The organism is Chitinophaga sancti (genome assembly GCF_034087045.1).
Lineage (GTDB): Bacteria > Bacteroidota > Bacteroidia > Chitinophagales > Chitinophagaceae > Chitinophaga > Chitinophaga sancti_B.
Window position 1 is genome coordinate 5,007,354 of the sequence record NZ_CP139247.1, and the last position, 22,276, is coordinate 5,029,629.

At 44.1% G+C, this 22,276-nt stretch carries 17 protein-coding genes; 10 read left to right on the plus strand and 7 right to left on the minus strand.

All coding sequences use genetic code 11. The features are described from left to right. Positions 1-18: 18 nt before the first annotated feature. A complete protein-coding gene (locus tag SIO70_RS20465; RefSeq protein ID WP_320573848.1) occupies positions 19-378 on the minus strand; it encodes a helix-turn-helix domain-containing protein in 360 nt (119 codons plus the stop codon). Between the two features lie 418 nt (positions 379-796). Here SIO70_RS20465 and SIO70_RS20470 point away from each other — a divergent pair, with 418 nt between their 5' ends. From SIO70_RS20470 to SIO70_RS20485, 4 genes are all read left to right on the plus strand, one after another. Continuing rightward, positions 797-2,950, plus strand: coding sequence for an alpha-galactosidase (locus SIO70_RS20470; RefSeq protein WP_320573850.1), 2,154 nt, complete (start codon positions 797-799; stop codon positions 2,948-2,950). Continuing rightward, complete coding sequence (locus SIO70_RS20475; RefSeq protein ID WP_320573852.1) at positions 2,947-4,425, plus strand: OmpA family protein; 1,479 nt, start codon at positions 2,947-2,949, stop codon at positions 4,423-4,425. The genes SIO70_RS20470 and SIO70_RS20475 overlap by 4 nt, the downstream gene beginning before the upstream one ends. A gap of 243 nt (positions 4,426-4,668) precedes the next feature. Then, entirely contained in the window at positions 4,669-7,809 is a 3,141-nt protein-coding gene (locus SIO70_RS20480) for a SusC/RagA family TonB-linked outer membrane protein (protein WP_320573853.1), read from the plus strand. Positions 7,810-7,813: 4 nt separating this feature from the next. Continuing rightward, positions 7,814-9,193, plus strand: a complete 1,380-nt coding sequence (locus tag SIO70_RS20485) for a SusD/RagB family nutrient-binding outer membrane lipoprotein (RefSeq protein ID WP_320573854.1) — start codon at positions 7,814-7,816, stop codon at positions 9,191-9,193. 140 nt (positions 9,194-9,333) lie between these two features. Here SIO70_RS20485 and SIO70_RS20490 read toward each other — a convergent pair whose 3' ends face one another. Further along, entirely contained in the window at positions 9,334-10,677 is a 1,344-nt protein-coding gene (locus SIO70_RS20490) for a HAMP domain-containing sensor histidine kinase (protein ID WP_320573855.1), read from the minus strand. 162 nt (positions 10,678-10,839) lie between these two features. Here SIO70_RS20490 and SIO70_RS20495 point away from each other — a divergent pair, with 162 nt between their 5' ends. The 5 genes from SIO70_RS20495 to SIO70_RS20515 all read left to right on the plus strand — a co-directional run bounded on the left by SIO70_RS20495 (position 10,840) and on the right by SIO70_RS20515 (position 13,946). After that, a complete protein-coding gene (locus SIO70_RS20495) occupies positions 10,840-11,334 on the plus strand; it encodes a DUF4251 domain-containing protein (protein WP_320573856.1) in 495 nt (164 codons plus the stop codon). An 83-nt stretch (positions 11,335-11,417) separates the two neighbouring features. Continuing rightward, on the plus strand, positions 11,418-11,681 hold the full coding sequence (locus SIO70_RS20500; RefSeq protein WP_320573860.1) for a hypothetical protein: 264 nt from the start codon (positions 11,418-11,420) through the stop codon (positions 11,679-11,681). Between the two features lie 145 nt (positions 11,682-11,826). After that, positions 11,827-12,672 (plus strand): SAM-dependent methyltransferase, encoded by an 846-nt coding sequence (locus SIO70_RS20505; RefSeq protein WP_320573861.1) that lies wholly within the window; start codon positions 11,827-11,829, stop codon positions 12,670-12,672. A 32-nt stretch (positions 12,673-12,704) separates the two neighbouring features. Further along, entirely contained in the window at positions 12,705-13,151 is a 447-nt protein-coding gene (locus SIO70_RS20510) for a nuclear transport factor 2 family protein (RefSeq protein ID WP_320573863.1), read from the plus strand. A 339-nt stretch (positions 13,152-13,490) separates the two neighbouring features. Then, positions 13,491-13,946, plus strand: a complete 456-nt coding sequence (locus SIO70_RS20515) for a PA2169 family four-helix-bundle protein (RefSeq protein ID WP_320573865.1) — start codon at positions 13,491-13,493, stop codon at positions 13,944-13,946. Positions 13,947-14,013: 67 nt separating this feature from the next. Here the strand turns inward: SIO70_RS20515 and SIO70_RS20520 are convergent, their stop codons facing one another. The 5 genes from SIO70_RS20520 to SIO70_RS20540 form a co-directional block, all read right to left on the minus strand. Further along, complete coding sequence (locus SIO70_RS20520; RefSeq protein WP_320573867.1) at positions 14,014-14,364, minus strand: Hpt domain-containing protein; 351 nt, start codon at positions 14,362-14,364, stop codon at positions 14,014-14,016. Positions 14,365-14,385: 21 nt separating this feature from the next. Further along, on the minus strand, positions 14,386-15,744 hold the full coding sequence (locus SIO70_RS20525) for a sigma-54 dependent transcriptional regulator (protein WP_320573868.1): 1,359 nt from the start codon (positions 15,742-15,744) through the stop codon (positions 14,386-14,388). Between the two features lie 1,693 nt (positions 15,745-17,437). Next, positions 17,438-18,610: a glycosyltransferase family 4 protein gene (locus SIO70_RS20530; protein WP_320573870.1), complete on the minus strand. Its 1,173-nt coding sequence runs from the start codon at positions 18,608-18,610 to the stop codon at positions 17,438-17,440. A 95-nt stretch (positions 18,611-18,705) separates the two neighbouring features. Beyond that, on the minus strand, positions 18,706-19,191 hold the full coding sequence (locus SIO70_RS20535) for a response regulator (RefSeq protein WP_320573872.1): 486 nt from the start codon (positions 19,189-19,191) through the stop codon (positions 18,706-18,708). A 195-nt stretch (positions 19,192-19,386) separates the two neighbouring features. After that, complete coding sequence (locus SIO70_RS20540; RefSeq protein ID WP_320573874.1) at positions 19,387-20,619, minus strand: DEAD/DEAH box helicase; 1,233 nt, start codon at positions 20,617-20,619, stop codon at positions 19,387-19,389. A 149-nt stretch (positions 20,620-20,768) separates the two neighbouring features. Between SIO70_RS20540 and SIO70_RS20545 the strand changes: the two genes are divergently transcribed. Further along, positions 20,769-21,905: a mechanosensitive ion channel family protein gene (locus SIO70_RS20545; RefSeq protein ID WP_320573876.1), complete on the plus strand. Its 1,137-nt coding sequence runs from the start codon at positions 20,769-20,771 to the stop codon at positions 21,903-21,905. Positions 21,906-22,276 lie beyond the last annotated feature (371 nt).

Genomic DNA, 22,276 nt, shown 5'->3' on the forward strand with positions numbered 1-22,276 from the left:
TATTGCGTGTCTTAATTTTTAAACTTTTGTTTTGTGAGGTCTATGCACATCCCCCCATTCAGATATGATCTGTAACATAGGTTGGAGTGAGGCACCGTCTTTAGTGAGCTCGTATTCTACTCTTGGCGGCACTTCGGCATAAACCAGTCGATTGATTAGTCCGTCTTTTTCCAGTTCTCTCAACTGCAGGACCAGGATTCTTTCAGATACATCGGGAATAGATTTTTTCAGTTCACTATACCGCAGCTTGCCATTGAGCAGGCTCCACAGGATAGTCGGTTTCCATCGGCCGCCTATTACATCCAGCGTATACGCCATGCCGCAGTTGTTGCTGATTTTATTCCTGTTCAATGTATTAGTAGAGCTTTCTTTTCTCATTACTTACATTTTTGTCAGTACTCTATAAAAATATCAGTACCCCCAAAGTTAATGTTTAACAGTTAAAGGAAAAAACTATTATGAAAGAGGCTGTGATTCCATGGTTTTGTACAAGTCACAGGCCAATTTATCCCAAACAGCCTACATCTATAGTAGGAAATCCGTATTTTAGGAAATATAACCCTTGAATAGACCTGCTTCCGTTATCAGCAACGCCCTCCAAGGTCCAGATGGCCAGGAGTAGGTTTAATGCCCGCATTACCAATATGAAAGCAACTTTGCACCCTTCTTTTTCGCAAAATGCCGCTACCCTGCTCAATGCTACAGGGAATACCGCTGCCGGCCTGCTCACTGATAAATGGTTAGTAAAATTTGAAAAAAAGTAATAGCTTAACCCGCTAATTAACCATTTTACGTTATGATTAAACAGGTCGCTATTGCCTTTACGCTATTTTGCTGCTTACCCGTCACGCATTTGCTGGCGCAGGAACGATTCTCTACCAGTACCAGTCATTTACAACTGGATTTTGAAGTAGATGGCAAAGGAAGATTATTACAGAAATACTTTGGTCCCAAACTCGCAGATGGCGGAGAACAGCTTCGTCCTGTAGAGCGTTGGGAGGCTTATACACCCGCTGGCACAAACAACCTGTTTGAACCTGCTATACAGGTCACCCATGCGGATGGCAACCCTTCGCTGGAACTTTTGTACATTGACCATAACACGGTAAAAACAGATGACAATATAACTGCGACCACCATCACCCTGCGTGATCCGAAATATCCGTTTACCGTATTACTACATGTCAATACCTATGCTAAAGAAGACATCTTTAAGGTATGGACAGAGATCAGTCATAAGGAAAAAGGGGCCGTTGTCCTGGCAAATTTCGCATCCAGCATCCTGCACTTCAATGCACATAAATACTACCTTACCAACTTCCATGGTGACTGGGCCGAAGAAATGAAGATGGATGAAAACGAACTGACCAGTGGTATCAAGATCCTTGATTCCAAACTGGGTACCCGTGCAGATATGTACCAGATGCCTTTCTATTTTGTTTCTTTAGATGAACCTTCTACTGAAACGCATGGCGCTGTAATGGCAGGTACGCTGGCATGGACGGGCAATTTCCGCTTTGCTTTTGAAGTCGATGAGTTGAATATGCTTCGGGTTATTTCAGGTATGAACACCTATGCTTCTCAATATAAGCTACAACCTGACCAGAATTTTGAAACGCCTGCATTTATATTTTCCTATAGCGATAATGGCCGTGCTGCTATCACTCACAACTTCCATCGCTGGGGTGCCAGGTATGGTGTAATTGATGGCGATAAACCACGTACCGTATTGCTGAACAACTGGGAGGCGACTGGTTTTGATTTCAATGAAGAAAAGCTCTCTGCTTTGTTTGACGATGCCAATAAATTAGGGGCTGATCTGTTTTTGTTGGATGACGGGTGGTTTGGTAATAAGTACCCTCGTAATGCGGATAATGCAGGCCTGGGCGACTGGCAGGAAATGAAGGCTAAACTGCCGCATGGACTGGGTTACCTGGTAAAAACTGCGGAAGAGAAAAAGGTGAAATTTGGTATCTGGCTGGAACCAGAAATGGTGAATCCTGCCAGCGATCTGTATCACCAGCATCCTGACTGGATACTTAAGCTGCCTAACAGAAGTGAAGATTACTTCCGTAACCAGTTGGTATTGGACCTGGTAAATCCTAAAGTACAGGATTTTGTATATGGCATCGTTGACAACATGATGACTGCCAACCCGGGTATTGCCTACATCAAGTGGGATTGTAACCGTATGATCACAAATGCGTATTCTCCTTATTTGAAAGACAACCAGGGAGGACTATATATTGAATATACCCGCAGTTTGTACCAGGTGCTGAAACGTATCCGTAGCAAGTATCCGCACTTAGCGATCATGCTGTGCTCCGGTGGTGGTGGAAGGGTTGATTATGGAGCGTTGCCTTACTTTACAGAGTTCTGGGCAAGTGATAATACAGATCCGTTTGAAAGGGTATTTATACAGTGGGGTTATTCTTATTTCTTCCCCTCATTTACTGTAGCCGACCACGTTACCTCATGGGGTAAGCAATCCCTGAAGTTCCGTACAGATGTGGCGATGATGGGCAGACTGGGCTATGATATTAACCTGGATAAATTCACGGGAGATGAATGGACATTTAGTCAGCAGGCCGTGGCAAACTATAAACGTTTGCAGCCGGTACTGGCGCATGGCGATCTGTATCGTTTGATCTCTCCCTATAAGGAGAATAGGGCCGTGTTGATGTATGTGGATGCTGCGCAATCAAAATCAGTCTTATTCGCTTATAACCTGCATACCCGTTTTGGTGAAAACTTTGCACCTGTAAAATTGCAGGGATTGGATCCACACAGGCAATACAGGGTGACGGAAATCAACCTGAAGCCCGGCGAAGAATCTCATTTATATGAAAACAATAAGATATTTTCGGGCGATTATCTCATGAAAGCGGGTATCAATGTATCCGGGAATGAGCCGTTATCCAGCAAAGTATTGGAAATTGTGGCTGAATGAAAATAAGCTTACTGATTATATTATTCTGTTACTGTACAAACCTGCTTAGGGCACAGAATATAGTGCCGAATGCGAGTTTTGAAGAAGTAAATATCTGCACGGAATACATAGCGCCCTGCGCTCCCTGCGGGTGGATGGCTGTTGCACCAGAGATGATCAAGATGAAGTATCTCTGTAATGGCGCCGCTTTGCAGGGGCAGCACTATGTATCCCTGTTGCAGGAAGGGCCGGTGGAGAATCCGGATGCAAGGGTGTATATACAAACCCGGTTGCTGTGTGCGTTGCAAAAGGGACAGGCGTATAAGATCAGGGTGTATATGAATACGGAAAATTATCCGTTGCGTATCGGACTTCGGTTTGATACGGCTTTTATCTTTAATGAGAATACAGGTTGTTTGTCACAACCTGTCAGCGTAGAACTGAATGAAGCGGATCAGCAAAAAAAACTGTGGCATACCAAAATGCCCTGGTATATATTGGAGAAGACCTATGTCGCTACCAGTAATGCAACCCACCTGGTAGTAGGGAATTTCAAAGCACCTGTTCGTAAAAATGGATTTTCCGGTTATACCAATGCACAGGTATTAATAGATAGTATCAGCATTACACCTGTCAATGAGCAATTGCCGTTATGCGAAGACACCGCTGCTACCCGGGCTGCTTTATATGCAGAACATCACAGGCATTCTATCCCGGAAGCTTTGACCCCGGGCAGACCTGTCCTGCATACACTCAATGGGAGTCATGAGGGATGTGATACATTGATATTGAAAGATGATTTATTTAACCAGGATCATACCACGATTAATGAACGGTATCGCCAGCCTATCAACGAAGCATTGAAGAATTATAAAGGGGATACGACTATGCGGATCCAGTTGGTCGGCCATGCATGGCAGGCAGCATCGGAGGAGTACAATAAAATTATTTCCTATGATAAGGCAAAGGCCGTAGCTACTTATCTTGTATATAATGAAGGCTATAGTTTTGATGATTTTCAGATAAGGGGAGAGGGGAAGCGCAATCCGCGATATGATACAACTGAGGCAGATAATAATCGGGTAGAAATGATCTTGTGTCATGTAGCGCCGCCGGTGTTGGTAGTGAAGAAGCCGGTCCCCCCACCTGATACACTGGTAATACCAGATATATTGTTCAAATTTAATAGTAGTGAACTCAATCCGGCATTGCATGCAGCACTTGATAGTTTGATGAAAAAAATACCTACGGATGGAAGTGTGCAATTGCAGGTGACAGGGCATACAGATAATGCAGGTAATGACGATTATAATTATACTTTATCATTACGTAGAGCAAATGCCGTAGCTTCTTATATGCAGCAGTACGGCGTAGGAGATGACATCCGCCAGATTAGCGGGGCGGGCGAAACCCAGCCGGTGGCGGATAATAAGACATTAGAAGGAAGAAGGAAAAACCGGAGAGTGGAAATAATTATTTTCCATACCACAGATTAAAATAGCACAACATTCATAATAAAAAACTTTTCGGGGCAAACCTTCCCGGTACAAAGGCTTCCCGCCTTATTGCAGGCCGCAGGCCCTGCCCACAAACAAACGCTGCTGCCGAAGGTAGCAGCGTTTGTTTGTACAATATATTTTCCTACATTTAAAACAGAGAAACCAGAATCAATCACTCAAAGGAAGATTTGTCTAACTCAATAATCTGTACAGTCACTTTGTTCACCTAAAACTCAACTTATGCAATTATTGTCATGGTTGATGCTTGCATCATTGCTAAGTATCACCTCGATTTCCCTTGCGCAGCAAGGAAAATCCGTACACGGTACCGTCACTGCCGGAGATAATAAACAACCCCTGGAAAGAGTCGTCATCATCGAAAAGAGCACCCAAAATCACGCCTACACTGATGCTTCCGGCTCTTACTCCATTACCCTGAAAAACAACAACGCCACACTTATTTTTAGCTACGTAGGCTACTCCACACAGGAAATCCCGGTCGGTGCTCAGTCTGCCGTCGATGTTGTCATGCTGCCCTCTCAGAAAGACCTGGGTGAAGTAGTTGTCACCGCCTTCGGTGTCAAAAAAGAAAAACGCGCACTTGGCTACACGATCCAGCAGGTAGACAATGCAGACCTGAATGTAAACCACCAACCGAATGTAGTCAATGCGCTGCAAGGTAAAGTAGCGGGCGTACAGATTACCAGTACCGGCGGCGGCCCCGGCCAGAGTGCCCGTATCATCATTCGGGGTATCAACTCCCTCGCTGGTGATAGAAACAACCAACCCCTCTTTATCATCGACGGGGTGGAAATAGACAACAGCACCTACACCACCGGTGGTGCAGAAACGCGTGGTATGAGTAACCGTGCTTCCGACATCAACCCCGATGATATTGACAACATATCTGTACTTCGTGGTGGTGCGGCTACTGCCCTCTATGGCATCCGCGCAGCAAATGGTGCGATCATCATTACTACCAAATCAGCAAAAGCCGGTAAGGTCCGGGTATCTTACAATGGCATGTATGGCTTTGACCAGGTGAATAAGATCCCTGAAGTGCAATCTACCTACACGCAGGGCTACCTTGGCGTATACGACGCTACCAGCTTCTGGCCCACCTGGGGCCCCACCGTGGCCGAAGCCAGGCAGGAAGATCCTACCCATCCGGCTTCGCTCTTTAATAATTATAAACAGGCTTTCCGAACCGGCATGCAAACCCGGCATACGGTGAGCGTAGGCGGCGGTACAGAGGCGGCGCAGGTCATGGGATCGGTCTCCTATTTCAAACAGAATGGTGTGATCCCATTTAGTGACTATACCAGTTACAACGCCCGCCTGAATGCTACCTTTAAGATCAGTAACAAGGTCACCGCCGGAGCGTCTCTCAATTATATCAACTCCGGTGGTAATAGGGTCAACTCCGATCGCTATGGCGAACAGATCATCTACTGGGCGCCCCGGTGGAATATGAAAGATTATAAGAAAGAAGATGGTACCCAACAAACTTACAGCAGCGGTACGAACAATCCCATTTACACACTCTCTACCAATAAATTCAGGGATAATGTAAACAGGGCGATCGCAAGTGCCTACATCACCTATAAGCCGGTTGACTGGTTGAATTTCTCTTATCGCTTTGGAAATGACTTCTACACCGATGGCCGTACGCATACCGCTCCCGGGCCACTGGGCGTGGTAGATGAAGCACCTAACCTCGATGACAACGAATACGGTTTCATTGATGAATACAACCTGCGCAGTCGTAACCTCACTTCTACCATCATGGCGAATTTCACTAAGACCTTCAAAGAGAAATTCTCTGTTGACTTTAAACTCGGTCACGATCTTCGCGACCAACGGGTACGCAGAAGTAGTGTGGAAGGAGATACACTGGTGGTGCCGGATCTTTTTTTATTAGGCAATGCCAAGCGAGTGAAAGGAGATTCTTATATCCTCGACTACCGCAACTACGGCTATTTTGGAGACCTCACCCTGGGTTGGAAGAACCTGCTCTTCCTGGAACTCACCGGTCGTAATGACCTGACATCGACCTTATCCCGCGAGAACAGAAGTTACTTTTATCCAAGTGCCAGCCTTAGCTATATTTTCTCTGATATGTTCCCATTACCTGATTGGTGGAGTTATGGAAAACTGAAAATTTCCTATGCACAGATAGGCAAAGATGGTGATGCATATGCGATTACCAATGGTTTTGAGACAGGTGATCCTATTGGAACTACTGTACCTTTTTATCAAAGCAGAACATTGGGCAATACCAATCTTCGTCCTGAATTTACGAATACCAGCGAAGTCGGTACGGAACTGCGTTTTCTCGATAATCGCCTGGGATTGGAAGTAAATGCTTATCAGCAAAAGAGCAAAGACCTGCTGGTGCCTGTGTATGTATCAAATGCTACCGGTTATGATCAGGCTTATGTAAATGCGGGCGAGATTAATAACAAGGGTTTGGAAGTAATAGTAACGGCTATGCCAGTACGTAAGAAAGACTTTAGCTGGGATTTTAAGATCAATTTTTCTACGAATAGGAACAGGGTGATCAAACTGAATGAGCAACAGGGCGCAGAGTTGAAAGAGATCGTAATTTCGAGTCAGTATGGTTACCTCAGTTCAACCGTTACCAGCAAGCTGGTACCCGGTATGGCCTATGGTGCGCTGTATGGTCGTAGTTACAAACGGTATTATGCTAAAGATGATGATGATGGTGTGACCCTGCGCAAAGACCTCCCATTGCTCATTGGTGCGAATGGTTTCCCCGTGTTGGATGATGTCACTAATCAGCGGTACCTGGGTAGTACTTTGCCAAAATGGATGGGGAGCACACTACAGACTTTCAGGTATAAGAATTTTACACTTTCATTGTTACTCGATGTTCGTCAGGGTGCCTATAAATACAACCAGCTATCCAACTTCCTCGCTGCCTTTGGGGAATCAAAGATCACGGAGAACAGGAACCAGACGATTGTATTTGATGATGTGCTGGCAGATGGAACACAGAATTCAAAAGCCGTTTATTTAGGTCAGAGTACGGGGCCTGATGGGGTGGATTATGGGGCCGGTTATTATCGTAATTACTATCGTGGGGCCAGTGAAAAGTTCATTGAAAATGCTTCGTGGTTACGGTTACGATCCGCAGGGTTATCGTACACATTGCCTGCTGGCTGGCTAAAACCTACCCATACCATTTCGGGTGCGACAGTGTCATTCACAGGGAATAACCTCTGGTTGCATACAAAGTATACGGGTTTCGATCCTGAAACCAGCTCCGCCTCTGCCAGTAGTAATGGTGCTGATAGCTTTGCAGGGTTTACTTATCCTGCTACCCGTAGTTTCCTGTTTAGTGTAAACCTTCAATTTTAAAGTCATGAAACGCATATATATTATCCTGCTGGCCGCCATAGCAGGTTGTTCCAAAGGCTACCTGGATGTGAACCAGACGAACCCAAATCAAACCACGAACCCACCCATCAATGGGTTATTGTCAGAAGTCACTTACCAGACCGGTGTAAACGTATTCAATGTAGGTAATATCACGTCTTATTATGTACAGCAGCTGGCCTCTCCCAATGCCAGTAGTAGTACGGATGTGTATGATGATATTGATGCCAGTACTACCTGGAAAAACATCTACCTCACGATAGAGGATGTACGCCAGATGGAAGCGCTTGCCGTAGAGAAGAATGCCTGGCAGCACATGGGGGTAGGCCAGATACTGGAAGCTTACAACATGGGCATGCTCACAGGTCTCTGGGGAGACGCTCCTTACTCACAGGCATGGCAGGGAGCTACTTATCTCACACCTGCTTACGACAAAGGAGAGGCGATTTACGACAGTTGTTTATTATTGATAGAAAAAGGGATTGCCTCCCTCAAACAGGCAGATCCGCTGATTACCCTCGATGCAGAAAACGACCTGGTGCATAGTGGTTCGGTAGCAGGTTGGATCAAGACTGCCTATACACTCAAAGCGCGGTTACTAAACCGCCTGAGCAAACAGGCTGAATACGATCCTGCAGCCATCCTCTCAGCACTTGATAGCGGCTATACCAGCAATAGTGATGATGCCGCCATCACCCGGTTTGAAAGTCTTAGTCTATGGAACGGCGTAGCCGTCAATAATGCCAGTGGCAATCTCGATGGGTGGCTGAGTGCGACTTTTATCAATGCCCTGAATGGCACTACATATGGGATATTCGATCCCCGATTGCCATTGATCACAGATACAACTAAATATGGTGATTACAGGGGGACTGTTAATGGTGCAGGGCGTGTAGGCTCCGGTACGGACAAAGGGCAGTGCTACCTGTCAGTAAATGGGTACTATTCTAAATCAGGGGCGCCTCTATTATTGCTGACGTATGCAGAGGCCCGGTTTATAGCAGCAGAAGCCTATTTTAATACCGATCCTGCAAAGTCGTATCAGGCGTATCTGGATGGTATAGGTGCGAATATGGATAAGGTGGGCGTGTCTGCTACAGACAAGGCGTACTACCTGTCTCAATTACCTGCTTATTCAAAGGAGTTGTTGTTTAAAGAGAAATACGTGGCGATGTTCCTGCAGCCTGAATGCTGGACAGATGCACGGAGATATGATTATCAATATAAGAATTTCAATTTACCGGCGAATGCGCTCTTAACCACATTTATCAGGAGGGTGAGTTATCCTGCATCAGAAACCAGTAGGAATGCAGCGAATGTGCCGGCAGTGAGTTCGCTGGCGGATGAACTCTGGTGGGATAAGTGATTTTTAGTGAAGAACAGCGGGGTGGTTGCTCCGCTGTTCTTATTTTGACAATTTTCATTTTCGAATATGTTTTCTGTATGGAAATGTCTTTTTAGCCGGATGTTTCCTTTACGCATCCTTTCCCTTACACCTCTTCCCCTTTACGCCGTTATCCTCCCATCTGCCGCCGGATCCGCCACAGGTATCGTCGCATAAAAAGTCGTTCCTTTCCCCGGCAAACTTTCAAACCAAAGCTCCCCATGCTGTAAGGACTGCAGCTCCTTACAAAGCACCAATCCAAGCCCAATCCCTTTCTCATTATTCGTTCCAAAAGTAGACTGCGTCTTCAAAGAAAAGATCTCCTCCTTATGTGAACTTTCAATACCGATGCCATTATCCGCCACCATCAGCTGGCAAATACCATCTTTTACCAACAGGCTGATCTTCACCTGGCCGTTATTAGGCGTAAACTTAATCGCATTATTCACCAGGTTCCGGATAATCAGTTCCAGCATATTATTATCTGCCGTTACATACACGGCAGGATCAATTTTGGAAGTCAGCGTCACTGATTTTTTATCTGCCAGGATCTGTTGAATAGCCAATACCCGTTGCACCACTTCGTATACATGTACTGGTGATAACCGTACCCCACGACCATCCATTTGCATTTTACTCCATGTAAGCAGGTTTGTCAGCATATTGGAGGTATTCTTGGTCATGGTCAGCAGTTCATCGCCCAGCATTTTACGTTCATCCTGTGACAATTCGTATTCTGCAATGAGGTGCAGGGTCGTAATAATCGAATTTAAGGGACTTTGCAGGTCATGTGCGATGATAGAGAAGAGCTTATCCTTTTTCTGGTTCAGTTGTTCCAGGTTGACATTCTGAATATCGATTTTATCCGCCCTGTCTTCCGCCTTCTTCTTCTCCCTGTTATAATTGTTCCGCAGGTAATTAGTGATCAGGAAGGTGCAGGTCAGGGTCACAAAGTAGCTGGAAGCCAGGTCAATAAACCTGTTCTGCGCACTCTGATAAATATCCGCGATCCAGCTGGGTTGCAGGTATTCTTTGGTGAGTAGGGCAATGGGTATCAGCAAATGCAGGGATGCCCATATCCAGTGCCGGTTACGGGGACTGAATGCAATCAGGAGGTTAAATGTGAGGAAAAACAACAGGAGTGCGGGCCCATGACTGCCGGAGTTCAGGTAATAAGTAGCCGTCAATGTGATATAACTAACAATCACATAGGCCAGCATGCTTACACTGTAAAGCCCCTTAAACCGGGACAACCAAAAGAAGAAAACCTGTAAAAACAGTAAAACCAGTACAATAATCCATACCGCGGTCAGTCCCAGCCACATATTGAATGGTAATAGTACTGTTAAGAGTGCCAGGGTAATGACACTGATGGAGTTGAAAGCACGGTTCTCCAGCGAAAACGCTGCCGGGTCTCCCACTAGCTTCTCCCATAAGTTGCTAAGTCGAGCCAATACATTTCGCAAGTGTGAGTCTTTATTAGTTTAGTTGATCGTCCCTCAGTAGTGGCTACAAAGGTCGGGGATGCAAAGTTAATATGTTATAACACGAAAATGTGATAGTATGATTTTCTACTCACAATTTATTTATGGAATGATATTCGCAGCTATTGAAATAAATAACATTTTATGAAAAATATTATAATAGCCGGCCTTGTGTCTCTGGCTATATCCCTGCCCGGCCTCACTTCAGCACAATCCAAAAGCGACGAAAAGAAAGCTGCCATCACCAACCTGATTAATAACCAGTCATATGTATTTATTGCTCAGTCTTCAATACCTGCCGGCCCTTCGCCGGACAGACAGTTGAATGGCCAGTATGACCTGACAGTAACGAAAGACTCTGTGATCAGTTATCTGCCGTATTTTGGCCGTGCATATACAGCACCGATGGATCCTTCCAGGGGAGGCATACAATTTACCTCTACTAAATTTGATTATAAGGTGACAGAAAAGAAAAAAGGAGGATGGACCATTGTGATCAAACCAAAGGATACACAGGAAGCCAGTCAGCTAATACTCAATGTCACTTCATCAGGATATTCTTCACTGCAGGTAATTGGCAACAACCGCCAGCCTATTACATTTAATGGCATAGTGGATGCAAGAAAATCTAAAAAATAAGTTAAAATTATCTTAAGATACCCTGGATTCCGGCATAGCGGAATGGTTGTTGTTTTTCGTTCTGTGAACCAAAAACAGATACCATGTCTAAGAATAACAAAGAAGGTGTAAAGCATTCCATTCAGGAGCTGGCCATGGGAAACTACAGAAGCTATCCCGAAGAGTATAATGAAGTGTCAGTTGAAACGACTGATAATGTTCAATCACTCGCAAATGGTTATTGGGATTCCAGGGATGATAAAGAAATACAGCGCGATGAGCGATTAGGTATAAGCTTAGAAGATTATCAGGCGTGGACGTTTGAGGCCTTCGAAGCATTTGTGGAAGCAGAGCATATGCTGAATTAATTTAACTTAAAGATTAAGTAAAGAAGAAGTTCCTGCTTAACTAAGCTGACTTTTAAAAGTATTAAAGCGCAGAAAGGGTTACATTCCGTAACCCTTTCTGCGTTTTTTTATATCTTTAGATCAAAGCACAACATTCAACGCCGTTATGAAAAAACTCTCCGCCAGTCGGACCGCCCAGTATATGGCTTTGTTCCGGGCGCTTGAAACCCAGCGACCACATGATAAACTGGTCTACGATCCTTATGCCATCAACTTCCTTGACCGTGTTTTTCAGATAGCCACCCGATTATCCGTAATTCCTCCTATCCGCCGGATGATCCAGCGTATTATTCAAAAAAGGATCCCCGGTGCGTATTCCTCTGGCATAGCCCGAACCAGGTATATCGATGAACTGGTGCAACAAGCTGTGAACCAGGGGATACAACAAGTGGTCATTTTGGGTGCCGGTTTCGATACGAGGGCATTGCGCCTGGATTTTCTGCGCCTGCTGCCCGTGATAGAAATAGACCATCCGAATACATCGGCTGTAAAAAAAGAGAAGTTGGGGACCCTCACCCCCCATGTACAATACCTGCAGCTTGATTTCAATGAAAAAGGATTGGATGACCTGTCACTCAACGCTTCCCTGCCAACGGTATTTATATGGGAAGGAGTGACGAATTACCTGCAGGAAGAAGCCATTGCTGCTACATTTCGGTTTATAGAAAAGTTTCCCGTAGGCTCCTTTGTAATCTTTACCTATGTAGATGAAAAAGTATTGCGGGAACCCCATACCTATTATGGAGGAGAGAAGTTGCTCTATGATGTAGCACGGCTGGAAGAGCAATGGACATTTGGCTGGAAACCAGGTATTTTGCGGAAATATTTACAGCAGTTTGAATTAGAATTACTGGAAGATAATAGTGCGGTAGAATACCGTCGTCAATACATGCCGGCAAGGACAGAAAAAGGGTATGAGTTTTATCGTGTAGCATTTGCCGTAAGAAAATAGTATATTATATCACATAACCATAATGACGTTTTATGAAAACTAAATTGTATTGTTTCCTGGTCATTTTTTGTAGTATGACTATGATTTCATTTGCCCAATCTAAAGAGGAAAAAGCGGTAGCTGCGCAGGTAGAGTTATTGCGGAAGGCGATGGTAGACGCGGACAAAGCCACGTTAGAGAAACTGGTTGATGCAAAGCTGACTTACGGACATTCTGGTGGGAAGATAGAGGATAAGGCTACGTTTGTAGATAATATAGTAAGTGGACATTCAGACTTTTTATCGATAGAACTGAGTGATCAGACAATTGTAGTTAGTGGGAATACCGCGATAGTAAGACATAACCTGGCGGCCGCTACAAATGATAATGGCAAGCCGGGCAATGTACATTTGCATGTATTGCTGGTGTGGGCGAAGGAGGGAAGTCAATGGAAGTTATTGGCGAGACAGGCGGTGAAGCAGCCGGTAGCAAATCAATAAAAAGTGTTGTGTTTAATTAATTGGCAGACCAGGAGTGATGGAAGAAAATAACATTTTATTTGTTAGAATTTCAGAAACATAACCGAATCATTCAGGACCGGATTGATCATTATTTTCAAAAGTTTTTTAAGTTAATCTGACTGATCGAATTCCTGAGCACGTCGGCTTATTTACCCAAACTGATGATTAGCTTCCTGCCCTTGTTGCCTTCGGCTTTTATGGCCTGACCATCAAACCCTTATTTATAGCAATTTCCGCATCATGGCATAGTTTTTCTATGGTATTAGAAAATAGAACGACCGGTAACGGTCATATCTGTTAACCAATAAAAAGTATTTTATGCAAGCTACATTGGAAACCATAGAGATCCTGAATGATCTGGTACAAATCAACAATGACCGGATTGACGGTTATGAAAAAGCGTTACAAGAACTGAAACAGGAAGATAATGACCTGAAAGCATTGTTCTCCTCCATGATCAGCGAGAGCCATGAAATCAGACTGGCTTTAGGTACAGAAGTAAATGCATTAGGTGGTGATATGGAAACATCCACAACTACCAGTGGTAAAATTTACCGTGCATGGATGGATATCAAGGCTGTATTTACCGGTCATGACCGTCATACAGTACTGGCGAATTGTGAAAGAGGAGAAGATGCAGCGCAGAAAGCTTATGATAGTGCATTAGAAGAGGAAGAGTTGCCTGCTTACCTGAGAGAAATGGTGAGTGAGCAAAAGCAGACCTTAAGACGCTCTCATGATAAAATCAAAGAGCTGAGAGATGCTACCAAATAATATTGATAAGGCTTTTTAATTAGTCTATTTTTTGCCTGGCGTCTTCCCGAATGGGAGGACGCCTTTTTTATATCTTTAGTTGCTCAAGATCTTCTTCCATCATGGGTTTTATCTGCTGAAAGATCTCTTTCAGCTGTTCCACTAACTTGTCAACTTCCTCATTCCATTTTTCTGCTTCTTCCAGTTTTGATATAATTTCTTTAGCCCCCGCTACCTCCATACTCAGCACACTGGGCTTTAACTTATGTACAGTCCTTTTCAGGTCATGCAATACCTTTGTCACCTGCAACTGTTGCAGGTCACCCGTATATTCTGCCACTGAGTTGATGAACAGGGAGATCATCTTATGGATGAACGCTTGATTATCCGATATTTTGTACAGATAGTTATAAGAATATAGTGCATGATTCGCGCCCATATTGATTGTAGGTTGTTAAACTCAGGCGCCTTCTATCTCGCCGGTCTGTAACATTTTGTAAATAGTTGATTTGCCAATGTCCAGTTTCTCTGCTACCAGTAGTACATTATCGTTGTACCGTTTCAGATAGTTCCGGATAATCAGCCTGGTATACTCCCTGAGCGTTAATTCCGTATTCAGTACAGTATCTACATCATGGTTATTGCCGGAGAGGAAGGTGATGTCATCCGGCTCAATCATGTTGTTTTCCGACATTACGGCTGCCAGTTCTATCACAGATTTCAATTCACGGATATTACCAGGATAATTGTAGGAGAGGAGTTTTTCCCGGGAAGAGGGGGAAACCTTGAGTTCAGGAATTCTATTTTCCTTACAGTAATTAGAAAGGAAGAACTGGGTAAGCAGTAAAAGGTCGTCTTTCCTGTCCCTGAGGGGTGGAAGTGCGATGGGCAGACCTACGATACGATAGTAGAGATCTTCCCTGAAGTTCCCTTTTTTTACTTCATCAGCCAGGTTTTTGTGGGTAGCCACAACGAGGCGGAAGTCCAGTTTGATTTTACTGTTACCTCCCAGTCGGATCAGTTCTTTTTCCTGGAGTACTCTGAGTAGTTTACTTTGGATATTCAGGTCCATTTCCCCGATTTCGTCCAGGAATAAGGTACCACCATTCGCTTCTTCAAAACGGCCGATTTTACGGTTCTGTGCCCCTGTAAAAGCACCTTTCTCGTAACCGAACAATTCACTTTCTACCAATTCCCTTGGAATGGCGGCCATGTTCACAGCTACGTACGGATGTCCGCTACGGGCAGAATTGTAATGGACAGCTTTGGCGACCAGTTCTTTACCCGTACCGGTTTCGCCGGTGATAGATACGTTGATCATAGAGCCAGCGGCCTTATCGATCAGTCGGAATACAGCCTGTAGGGCAGGACTTTTGCCCACGATGGAGGTGGAGTAGTCGTACCGGGTTTTTAATTCCGCTTTTAACTGTGTGATCTCATTCTTTAAGGATTGATTTTCCCGGAGGCGGATGATGGCTTTCCAGAGTAATTGCTGGGTGTTTTCATCCTTGACGAGATAATCTTCTGCACCCATCTTCAGGAGGTCTACAGCTGTCGTGATCTTTTCCTGGGCGCTGATGATGATGACCGGAACGTTTGGTTGAGCCTGCTTTATCTTACGGTATAGCTCTTCGCCGTTCATGTCGGGAAGCCCAAAGTCGATAGTGATCAGATCAGGTTTTCGGTGCAATTGGGCCAGGCATTCCTTACCTGAGCCGATTAGGGTTGCTTCGTAATCGGGGTTTTGACTGAGGTAGTGTTGTAACAGGTTACCATACCATTTGTCGTCTTCAACTATAAAAATCTTAAAATCGAGCATTCATGGAATTTTCCGTTAAATTAGGAAATTTTCCAATCATGATCGATTCAGTTAGGGATCAGAATAGTCATTTTTATTTTGAGGGTGTAAAAAAGGTTATCCTGATATGGTATTGGTGGTGTGAAATTGACCCATCCGTTGCCCCACTCCGTCGTACATAATCTAAGTCACGTGGGGCCTGGATGAATCGGTTATGAAAAAAGCACGGTTATTAGTTAATTGTATAAGTTGTTTTATTTTTTTAATTTCCTTAAATCTCCATGAATTCCTTAAATCTCCATGAATCCATGAATTTCTTAGATCTCCATGAATTTTCTTGAATCCATGAATTCATTAAATTCCTTTGCTTCTTATTAATTTTTAAAATCTTCTAAATTTCTTTTGAATCATGCCCTGGCCCCCTTTCCTGTTCCTCCTTCCTGCATTTGCACAGGGGCCGGGATGACGCACTCTCACATAAGTTCACTAGTTTCTATAAGCTTCTAAAAATGACAAGCTCGTTTGTTAGCATAGGTTATGATCTTCCACACTTGTTCGATCTGCACGTTTCATTGTTCACTGATTCAAAAACACTGGCATTATCTCTTTCACGTTCCATTCTCACTTCACAGACGCTCTTCACTATCCTCCATCTCTTTCACGTTCCATCCTCACTTCACAAACGCTCTTCACTATCCTCCATCTCTTTCACGTTCCATCCTCACCCACAAACTCTCTTCACTTTCCACCATCTCTTTCACGTTCCATTCTCACTTCACAAACCCTCTTCACTATCCTCCATCTCTCTTTCACATTCCATTCTCACTTCACAAACCCTCTTCACTATCCTCCATCTCCTTCACATTCCATTCTCACTTCACAAACTCTCTTCACTTTCCTCCATCTCTCTTTCACATTCCATTCTCACTTCACAAACCCTCTTCACTATCCTCTATCTCTTTCACGTTTCATCCTCACCCACAAACTCTCTTCACTTTCCACCATCTCTTTCACATTCCATTCTCACTTCACAAACCCTCTTCACTATCCACCATCTCCTTCACATTCCATTCTCACTTCACAAACTCTCTTCACTTTCCTCTATCTCTTTCACGTTTCATCCTCACCCACAAACTCTCTTCACTTTCCTCCATCTCTTTCACATTCCATCTTCACCCACAAACTCTCTTCACTATCCACCATCTCTTTCACATTCCATTCTCACTTCACAAACGCTCTTCACTATCCTCCATCTCTCTTTCACATTCCATTCTCACTTCACAAACGCTCTTCACTATCCTCTATCTCTTTCACGTTTCATCCTCACCCACAAACTCTCTTCACTTTCCTCCAATTCTTTCACATTCCATCTTCACCCACAAACTCTCTTCACTATCCCCTCTCAATCCCTTCTCAACCCTCCTTCACTGCCATTCCACTCCCTCCAAAATCTCAAAAATTACCCTCTAAATCCTCTGTTCCCCTAAAAAATGAAACCCCCAAAGCAAATCTCTTTCAATCCCCACTTCCATCTCCTGGCCCCATCCAATATTTATCCATCTTTTTCTTTACCACTGGGGCCGGGATGTGAAGTTCCACATACTCGAACAAAATATCTTTAGTATAATCCAGTATCCGCGGGCCCCGTTTCCTTTTCTAGTCCCCCTCATCCTTCACCCAGGGCCCCGGTACTGATACACGCAACAAAAATTCTTTAATTCAACGCTGTATTAAGGTATTCCTGCAAAGCCGCAGGATAAAGCAGTACCTCAGCTACCTCTTGTTTCTTTGTGGGTGTATAGCAGGTCCCTTCCATAAATACATCCTCTAGCTGCTGCTTAAAATGTGTAGGCTTGAACTGGCTAGCCACCAGCTGCGCCGCACAACTCATATCTGCGTACAACGGTTTATTATGCAATAACTGTTCTACATGCTTGCGTACCTGCTCTACATAATGTCCGCTGATGCGGTAACCATTCCAACCATGCGCTACCAGTTCGTTCGCACCACCCGCCAGCGGTACAATCACCGGACGGCCATAACTCATTGCCTGCAGAATACTGATATCAAAAGTCTCCTGGTAATGCCCCGCATGAGACAGGTTCAGTACTACTGCCGCGCGTTGATAGAAGGGATGCATATCCAGCTGTGTATCGTAGATCATAATATTGTTCGGTACGGTCATACCTTTAAAATGATCTGCAATTTCTTTATATGTCGCTTTGATAATCAGTTCAAACCTTGTTTTGGGCATAGCCTTAGCCAGTTCCATCAGTTCTTCCACACCGCTCTCTTCTTCCAGTGAAGCCACCATCAGGATGGTCTTGCGGGCACCATGTTTTGCATGTAATACCGCTTCCTGTACAAATGAACTGGGCAGACAACTATGAATCACTCTCTTTTCTGCCTTCCTGAACTCAAATTGTGACTGTACAAACCTGGAAGCATATACGATCTGGTGTGCGAGTAACTGTGCACTTTTCAGCATCGGCCTCCTGAATGCCACAGGCTGTATAGCCGTTTCGTGAATGTGATAGGTGATATGCGCTCCCTTCAGCCTGCTGGCCCATGCCGCACCAAAAGGTTGTAAAGTATTAATGTATACCTTATCGCCTTTTTTACTTAACCAAAGTACCTTGAAGAAAATACTCATCTGCGCCAGCAGGTAGCTGAAGAATAAACGCGTTTTGTTCCCCCGTTCTATATAATTTATGTAGTGATACTGTATGTTCGATAAATCGGTCAGGTATCCTGGTGTATGCGCGTTGCCATTCGTAATTAAATGAATGTCCATACCCTTGTCTGCTAAGGTTTCCAGCGATTCACGAAAGATCAGAGTGTTTCCACTTCTGTCGTTTGATAAATGAACGGCTATTATCTTTTTCATGGGTTGCGTAATTTAAAAATGCGTTTTAACAGGTATAGGGATAAAAGGACTAAGGTGTAAGCAATCGTAGGTTTGGTTTTTAAATAAAACATGGTTTAATGTCTTAACATGTCGTGTACAAAGCTTACAATCATTAGTGTAGCGACGATCAGGCTGAAGAAAAAGAAGAAGCGGTTATTGCGTTTTTTCTTCTTCAGGTAGTCCTGTACAACAAACAGCTTGCTGAGTGTTGATGTTATATGTTCCAGCACATTGTCATCCTTTATAATGTAGTCAAAAGCACCGTTCTTGAGTGAGGCAGTCGCAATGTCGGGCTGCTGTCTTGCACTGGCGAAAATGACAAAGATATTTGTGTTAAAACGTTTGATCTCTTTCAGTACATCCAGACCAGTCATATCTCCCAGGTCATGATCCAGTATTACGATATCCGGCTCATCAGTCAGCTGTTCCAGGAAGTCTTTGCCTGACAGGAAGCAGGAGATATTATTGTAGCCCTGCGCTTTCAGGTGTTTATCGTAAGTTGCCAGATAAAATGGATCATCATCTACGACGTATATTTTGCTGTCTGTTTTTGTTGCCATTTTGTTGTCGTTTGATATTGTAGAAACCAATTAGAGGCCAGAAAAATGTAACGTGCCAAATCAGCCACCATGGTGGGTTTTTAAATTGGCATGGGTTGGAAATGGTCTCTTTTTTAGAAGATTTTCCAAAAAATGGAAAAAAAGGAGGCCCTGGTCAAACGACCAGGGCCTCCCAATATATTTTTAGCCGGATGCTTACTTCTTATTACTATAATTACTCTTATTATTCCTAAACTTATACCCGCCAGGGCGCTTCTTTCCACCACTACCTGGTTTGGCCGTATATTCCGGCACAGGGCCTAATTCCTCCGGCACCTGGGTCTTCGTTACCGATTTCCCCAATACCTCTTCAATTCGCGCAAATTTCCGCTGCTCCTTTTCACTTATGATCGTATAAGCCGTGCCCTCTGTGGCTGCTCTTGCCGTACGTCCAATTCTATGTATATAATCCTCCGCATCATTTGGCACATCATAATTGATCACAAGGTTGATATCCTCAATATCAATTCCTCTGCTCAATATATCTGTCGCTACCAGTATTTTCAGTTTCTTACTCTTAAAATCCATCAGCACCTGCTCTCGCTTATCCTGCTCAAGGTCAGAATGTATCTGCTCCACTGTAAACTTCGCCTTCTGCAACTCGTAAGTGAGTTGCTTCACATTCTGCTTGCGGGAACAGAAGATAATTATATTATCAAATTCCTTTGCCTTCAGCAAAGCCTTTATCAAAGCAGGTTTTTGTTCTTCATACACCACAAAAGCCTCCTGTACGATCTTCTCCGGTGGCTTGGAAATCGCAATATTGATCTCCTCCGGCTGATGCAGGATCTTCATGGCCAGTTTCCGGATCTTCTCCGGCATGGTCGCAGAAAACAACAGGTTTTGTCTCACCTTTGGCAGGAAAGATGTTATTTTAATGATATCATCATTAAAACCCATATCCAGCATACGGTCGGCTTCATCTAATACCAGGTATTTTACCTGGTCCAGTTTCACATACCCCATGTTCAGGTGCGCAATCATACGCCCGGGCGTGCAGATCACCATATCCACCCCTGAGGTCAATGCTTTCTTTTCGGCAGAGAACAAAGCGCCATTACTACCTCCATATACAGCAATAGAGCTGATATTGGTAAAGTAAGACATCCCCTCCAGCGTCTGTGCAATCTGCACCGCCAGTTCACGTGTAGGTACAATGATCAGGGAATTGATCTTATGGTTATCGTGATGCTCGGTAAGGAGCCGGTGAATAATGGGAAGCAGGAAAGCGGCAGTTTTACCCGTGCCTGTTTGTGCACAGGCCAGAATATCCTTACCAGCAATTATGGGGGGGATAACTTTTTCCTGTACAGGCGTTGCTGTGGTATAACCCATTGCGTCAATCCCGTCTAGTACCCTGTCATCCAGGTCAAATTCATCAAAATACAAAGCGCGTACTGTTTAAAATAATTAAATATTAACTAAAGATAACAAAAAACGGCCACCTTAGGTGCGATACTCTTAATAAGAACCAAATACTGCCCATCCCGGTATGTTCTTTGCGGGAAATTAGGCTTTTCATTGTAAAATACGTGACCATGCTTGAAGATTTACAGAACCACCTAAACATGCCGATATTTTTATGGAATATTTTGCTAGGGGCCTCGGCACTCATTACTGGGTTGATAATCAAATATTTAATAGCATTTATTCTACGCCTTACTACTAAGAATAATACCAGTTATTCCCTGATCACATCCATATTGAAACACCTGGGCCTGGCTGTCAATTATCTACTTCCATTATTGGTTTTCAATATAGTGCTTCCATTCATGGAACTTTCCCGGAAGCCTATGAATTTTCTCTCTAAAACCGCTGAAATCGGCCTTATCCTTTCCTTTGGCTTTGCCCTGGCAGGCCTTGTCAAGGTTTTTGAAGACTATATGTACCACTCCTACGACCTGAGCAAGGAAGATAACCTCCGGGAACGTAAATTGCGGACCCAGCTACAGTTCGTGCGTAAGTTCGCTATCAGTACCATACTAGTTCTCACTCTCTGTGCCGTTCTACTCAGTTTTGATAGCCTCCGCAAGATCGGCGCCGGTTTACTGACCGGTGTGGGTGTCAGTGGTATTATTATTGGTTTTGCAGCGCAGCGGTCCCTGTCCAATTTTCTCGCCGGTATGCAGATCGCCTTTACCCAACCTATCCGTATAGACGATGTGCTCGTCGTGGAAGGTGAATGGGGTAGGGTAGAAGAGATCACCCTTACCTATGTGGTACTCGGTATCTGGGACCTGCGTAAATTAATCCTGCCTATCAATTATTTTATTGAAAAGCCGTTTCAGAACTGGACCCGTACCGGCTCTGCCATTTTGGGTACTGCGTTTTTATACCTGGATCATACTGCGCCTTTCGACGCCATGCGCGAGGAACTGGACCGCATACTCAAAACCCATCCACTGTGGGATAGAAGAGTGAAAGCTGTACAGGTGACTGATATTAGAGAACGTGTGGTGGAAATCCGCTTCCTGGTGAGTGCTAACAGTTCAGGGAAGGCTTTTGATCTCCGTTGTGATGTCAGGGAAAAGATGCTGGTTTTTTTAAGGGACAATCATCCTTATTGTTTGCCGAAGACACGTGCAGTGCTGGAAGAAAGTGCAAATAAAACCAATGATCCAAACCAGGCAAATGATGCCGGCATCAATCCATTCAACCTGCCTTCACGGTCTTAAACAATATCTGTCATGGAAAATCAATCCATTCAACCTTCCTTCACAGGCTTAAACAATATCTGTCATGGAAAATCAATCCATTCAACCTGCCTTCACAGGCTTAAACAATATCTGTCATGGAAAATCAATCCATTCAACCTGCCTCCACAGGCTTAAACAATATCTGTCATGGAAAATCAATCCATTCAACCTTCCTTCACAGGCTTAAACAATATCTGTCATGGAAAATCAATCCATTTAACCTTCCTTCACAGGCTTAAACAATATCTGTCATGGAAAATCAATCCATTTAACCTTCCTTCACAGTCTTAAATAATCTGTCATGGGGCATCAACCCATCCGGTTCATGCCTCATGCTATATCCCCATTTA

Coding starts and splice junctions, on each gene's coding strand:
- SIO70_RS20505 (WP_320573861.1), top strand. CDS start 11,827: ATGAAAAAACTCTCCGCCAGTCGGACCGCCCAGTATATGGCTTTGTTC.
- SIO70_RS20515 (WP_320573865.1), top strand. CDS start 13,491: ATGCAAGCTACATTGGAAACCATAGAGATCCTGAATGATCTGGTACAA.
- SIO70_RS20465 (WP_320573848.1), bottom strand. CDS start 378: ATGAGAAAAGAAAGCTCTACTAATACATTGAACAGGAATAAAATCAGC.
- SIO70_RS20480 (WP_320573853.1), top strand. CDS start 4,669: ATGCAATTATTGTCATGGTTGATGCTTGCATCATTGCTAAGTATCACC.
- SIO70_RS20475 (WP_320573852.1), top strand. CDS start 2,947: ATGAAAATAAGCTTACTGATTATATTATTCTGTTACTGTACAAACCTG.
- SIO70_RS20535 (WP_320573872.1), bottom strand. CDS start 19,191: ATGGCAACAAAAACAGACAGCAAAATATACGTCGTAGATGATGATCCA.
- SIO70_RS20510 (WP_320573863.1), top strand. CDS start 12,705: ATGAAAACTAAATTGTATTGTTTCCTGGTCATTTTTTGTAGTATGACT.
- SIO70_RS20520 (WP_320573867.1), bottom strand. CDS start 14,364: ATGGGCGCGAATCATGCACTATATTCTTATAACTATCTGTACAAAATA.
- SIO70_RS20545 (WP_320573876.1), top strand. CDS start 20,769: ATGCTTGAAGATTTACAGAACCACCTAAACATGCCGATATTTTTATGG.
- SIO70_RS20530 (WP_320573870.1), bottom strand. CDS start 18,610: ATGAAAAAGATAATAGCCGTTCATTTATCAAACGACAGAAGTGGAAAC.
- SIO70_RS20495 (WP_320573856.1), top strand. CDS start 10,840: ATGAAAAATATTATAATAGCCGGCCTTGTGTCTCTGGCTATATCCCTG.
- SIO70_RS20485 (WP_320573854.1), top strand. CDS start 7,814: ATGAAACGCATATATATTATCCTGCTGGCCGCCATAGCAGGTTGTTCC.
- SIO70_RS20470 (WP_320573850.1), top strand. CDS start 797: ATGATTAAACAGGTCGCTATTGCCTTTACGCTATTTTGCTGCTTACCC.
- SIO70_RS20525 (WP_320573868.1), bottom strand. CDS start 15,744: ATGCTCGATTTTAAGATTTTTATAGTTGAAGACGACAAATGGTATGGT.
- SIO70_RS20500 (WP_320573860.1), top strand. CDS start 11,418: ATGTCTAAGAATAACAAAGAAGGTGTAAAGCATTCCATTCAGGAGCTG.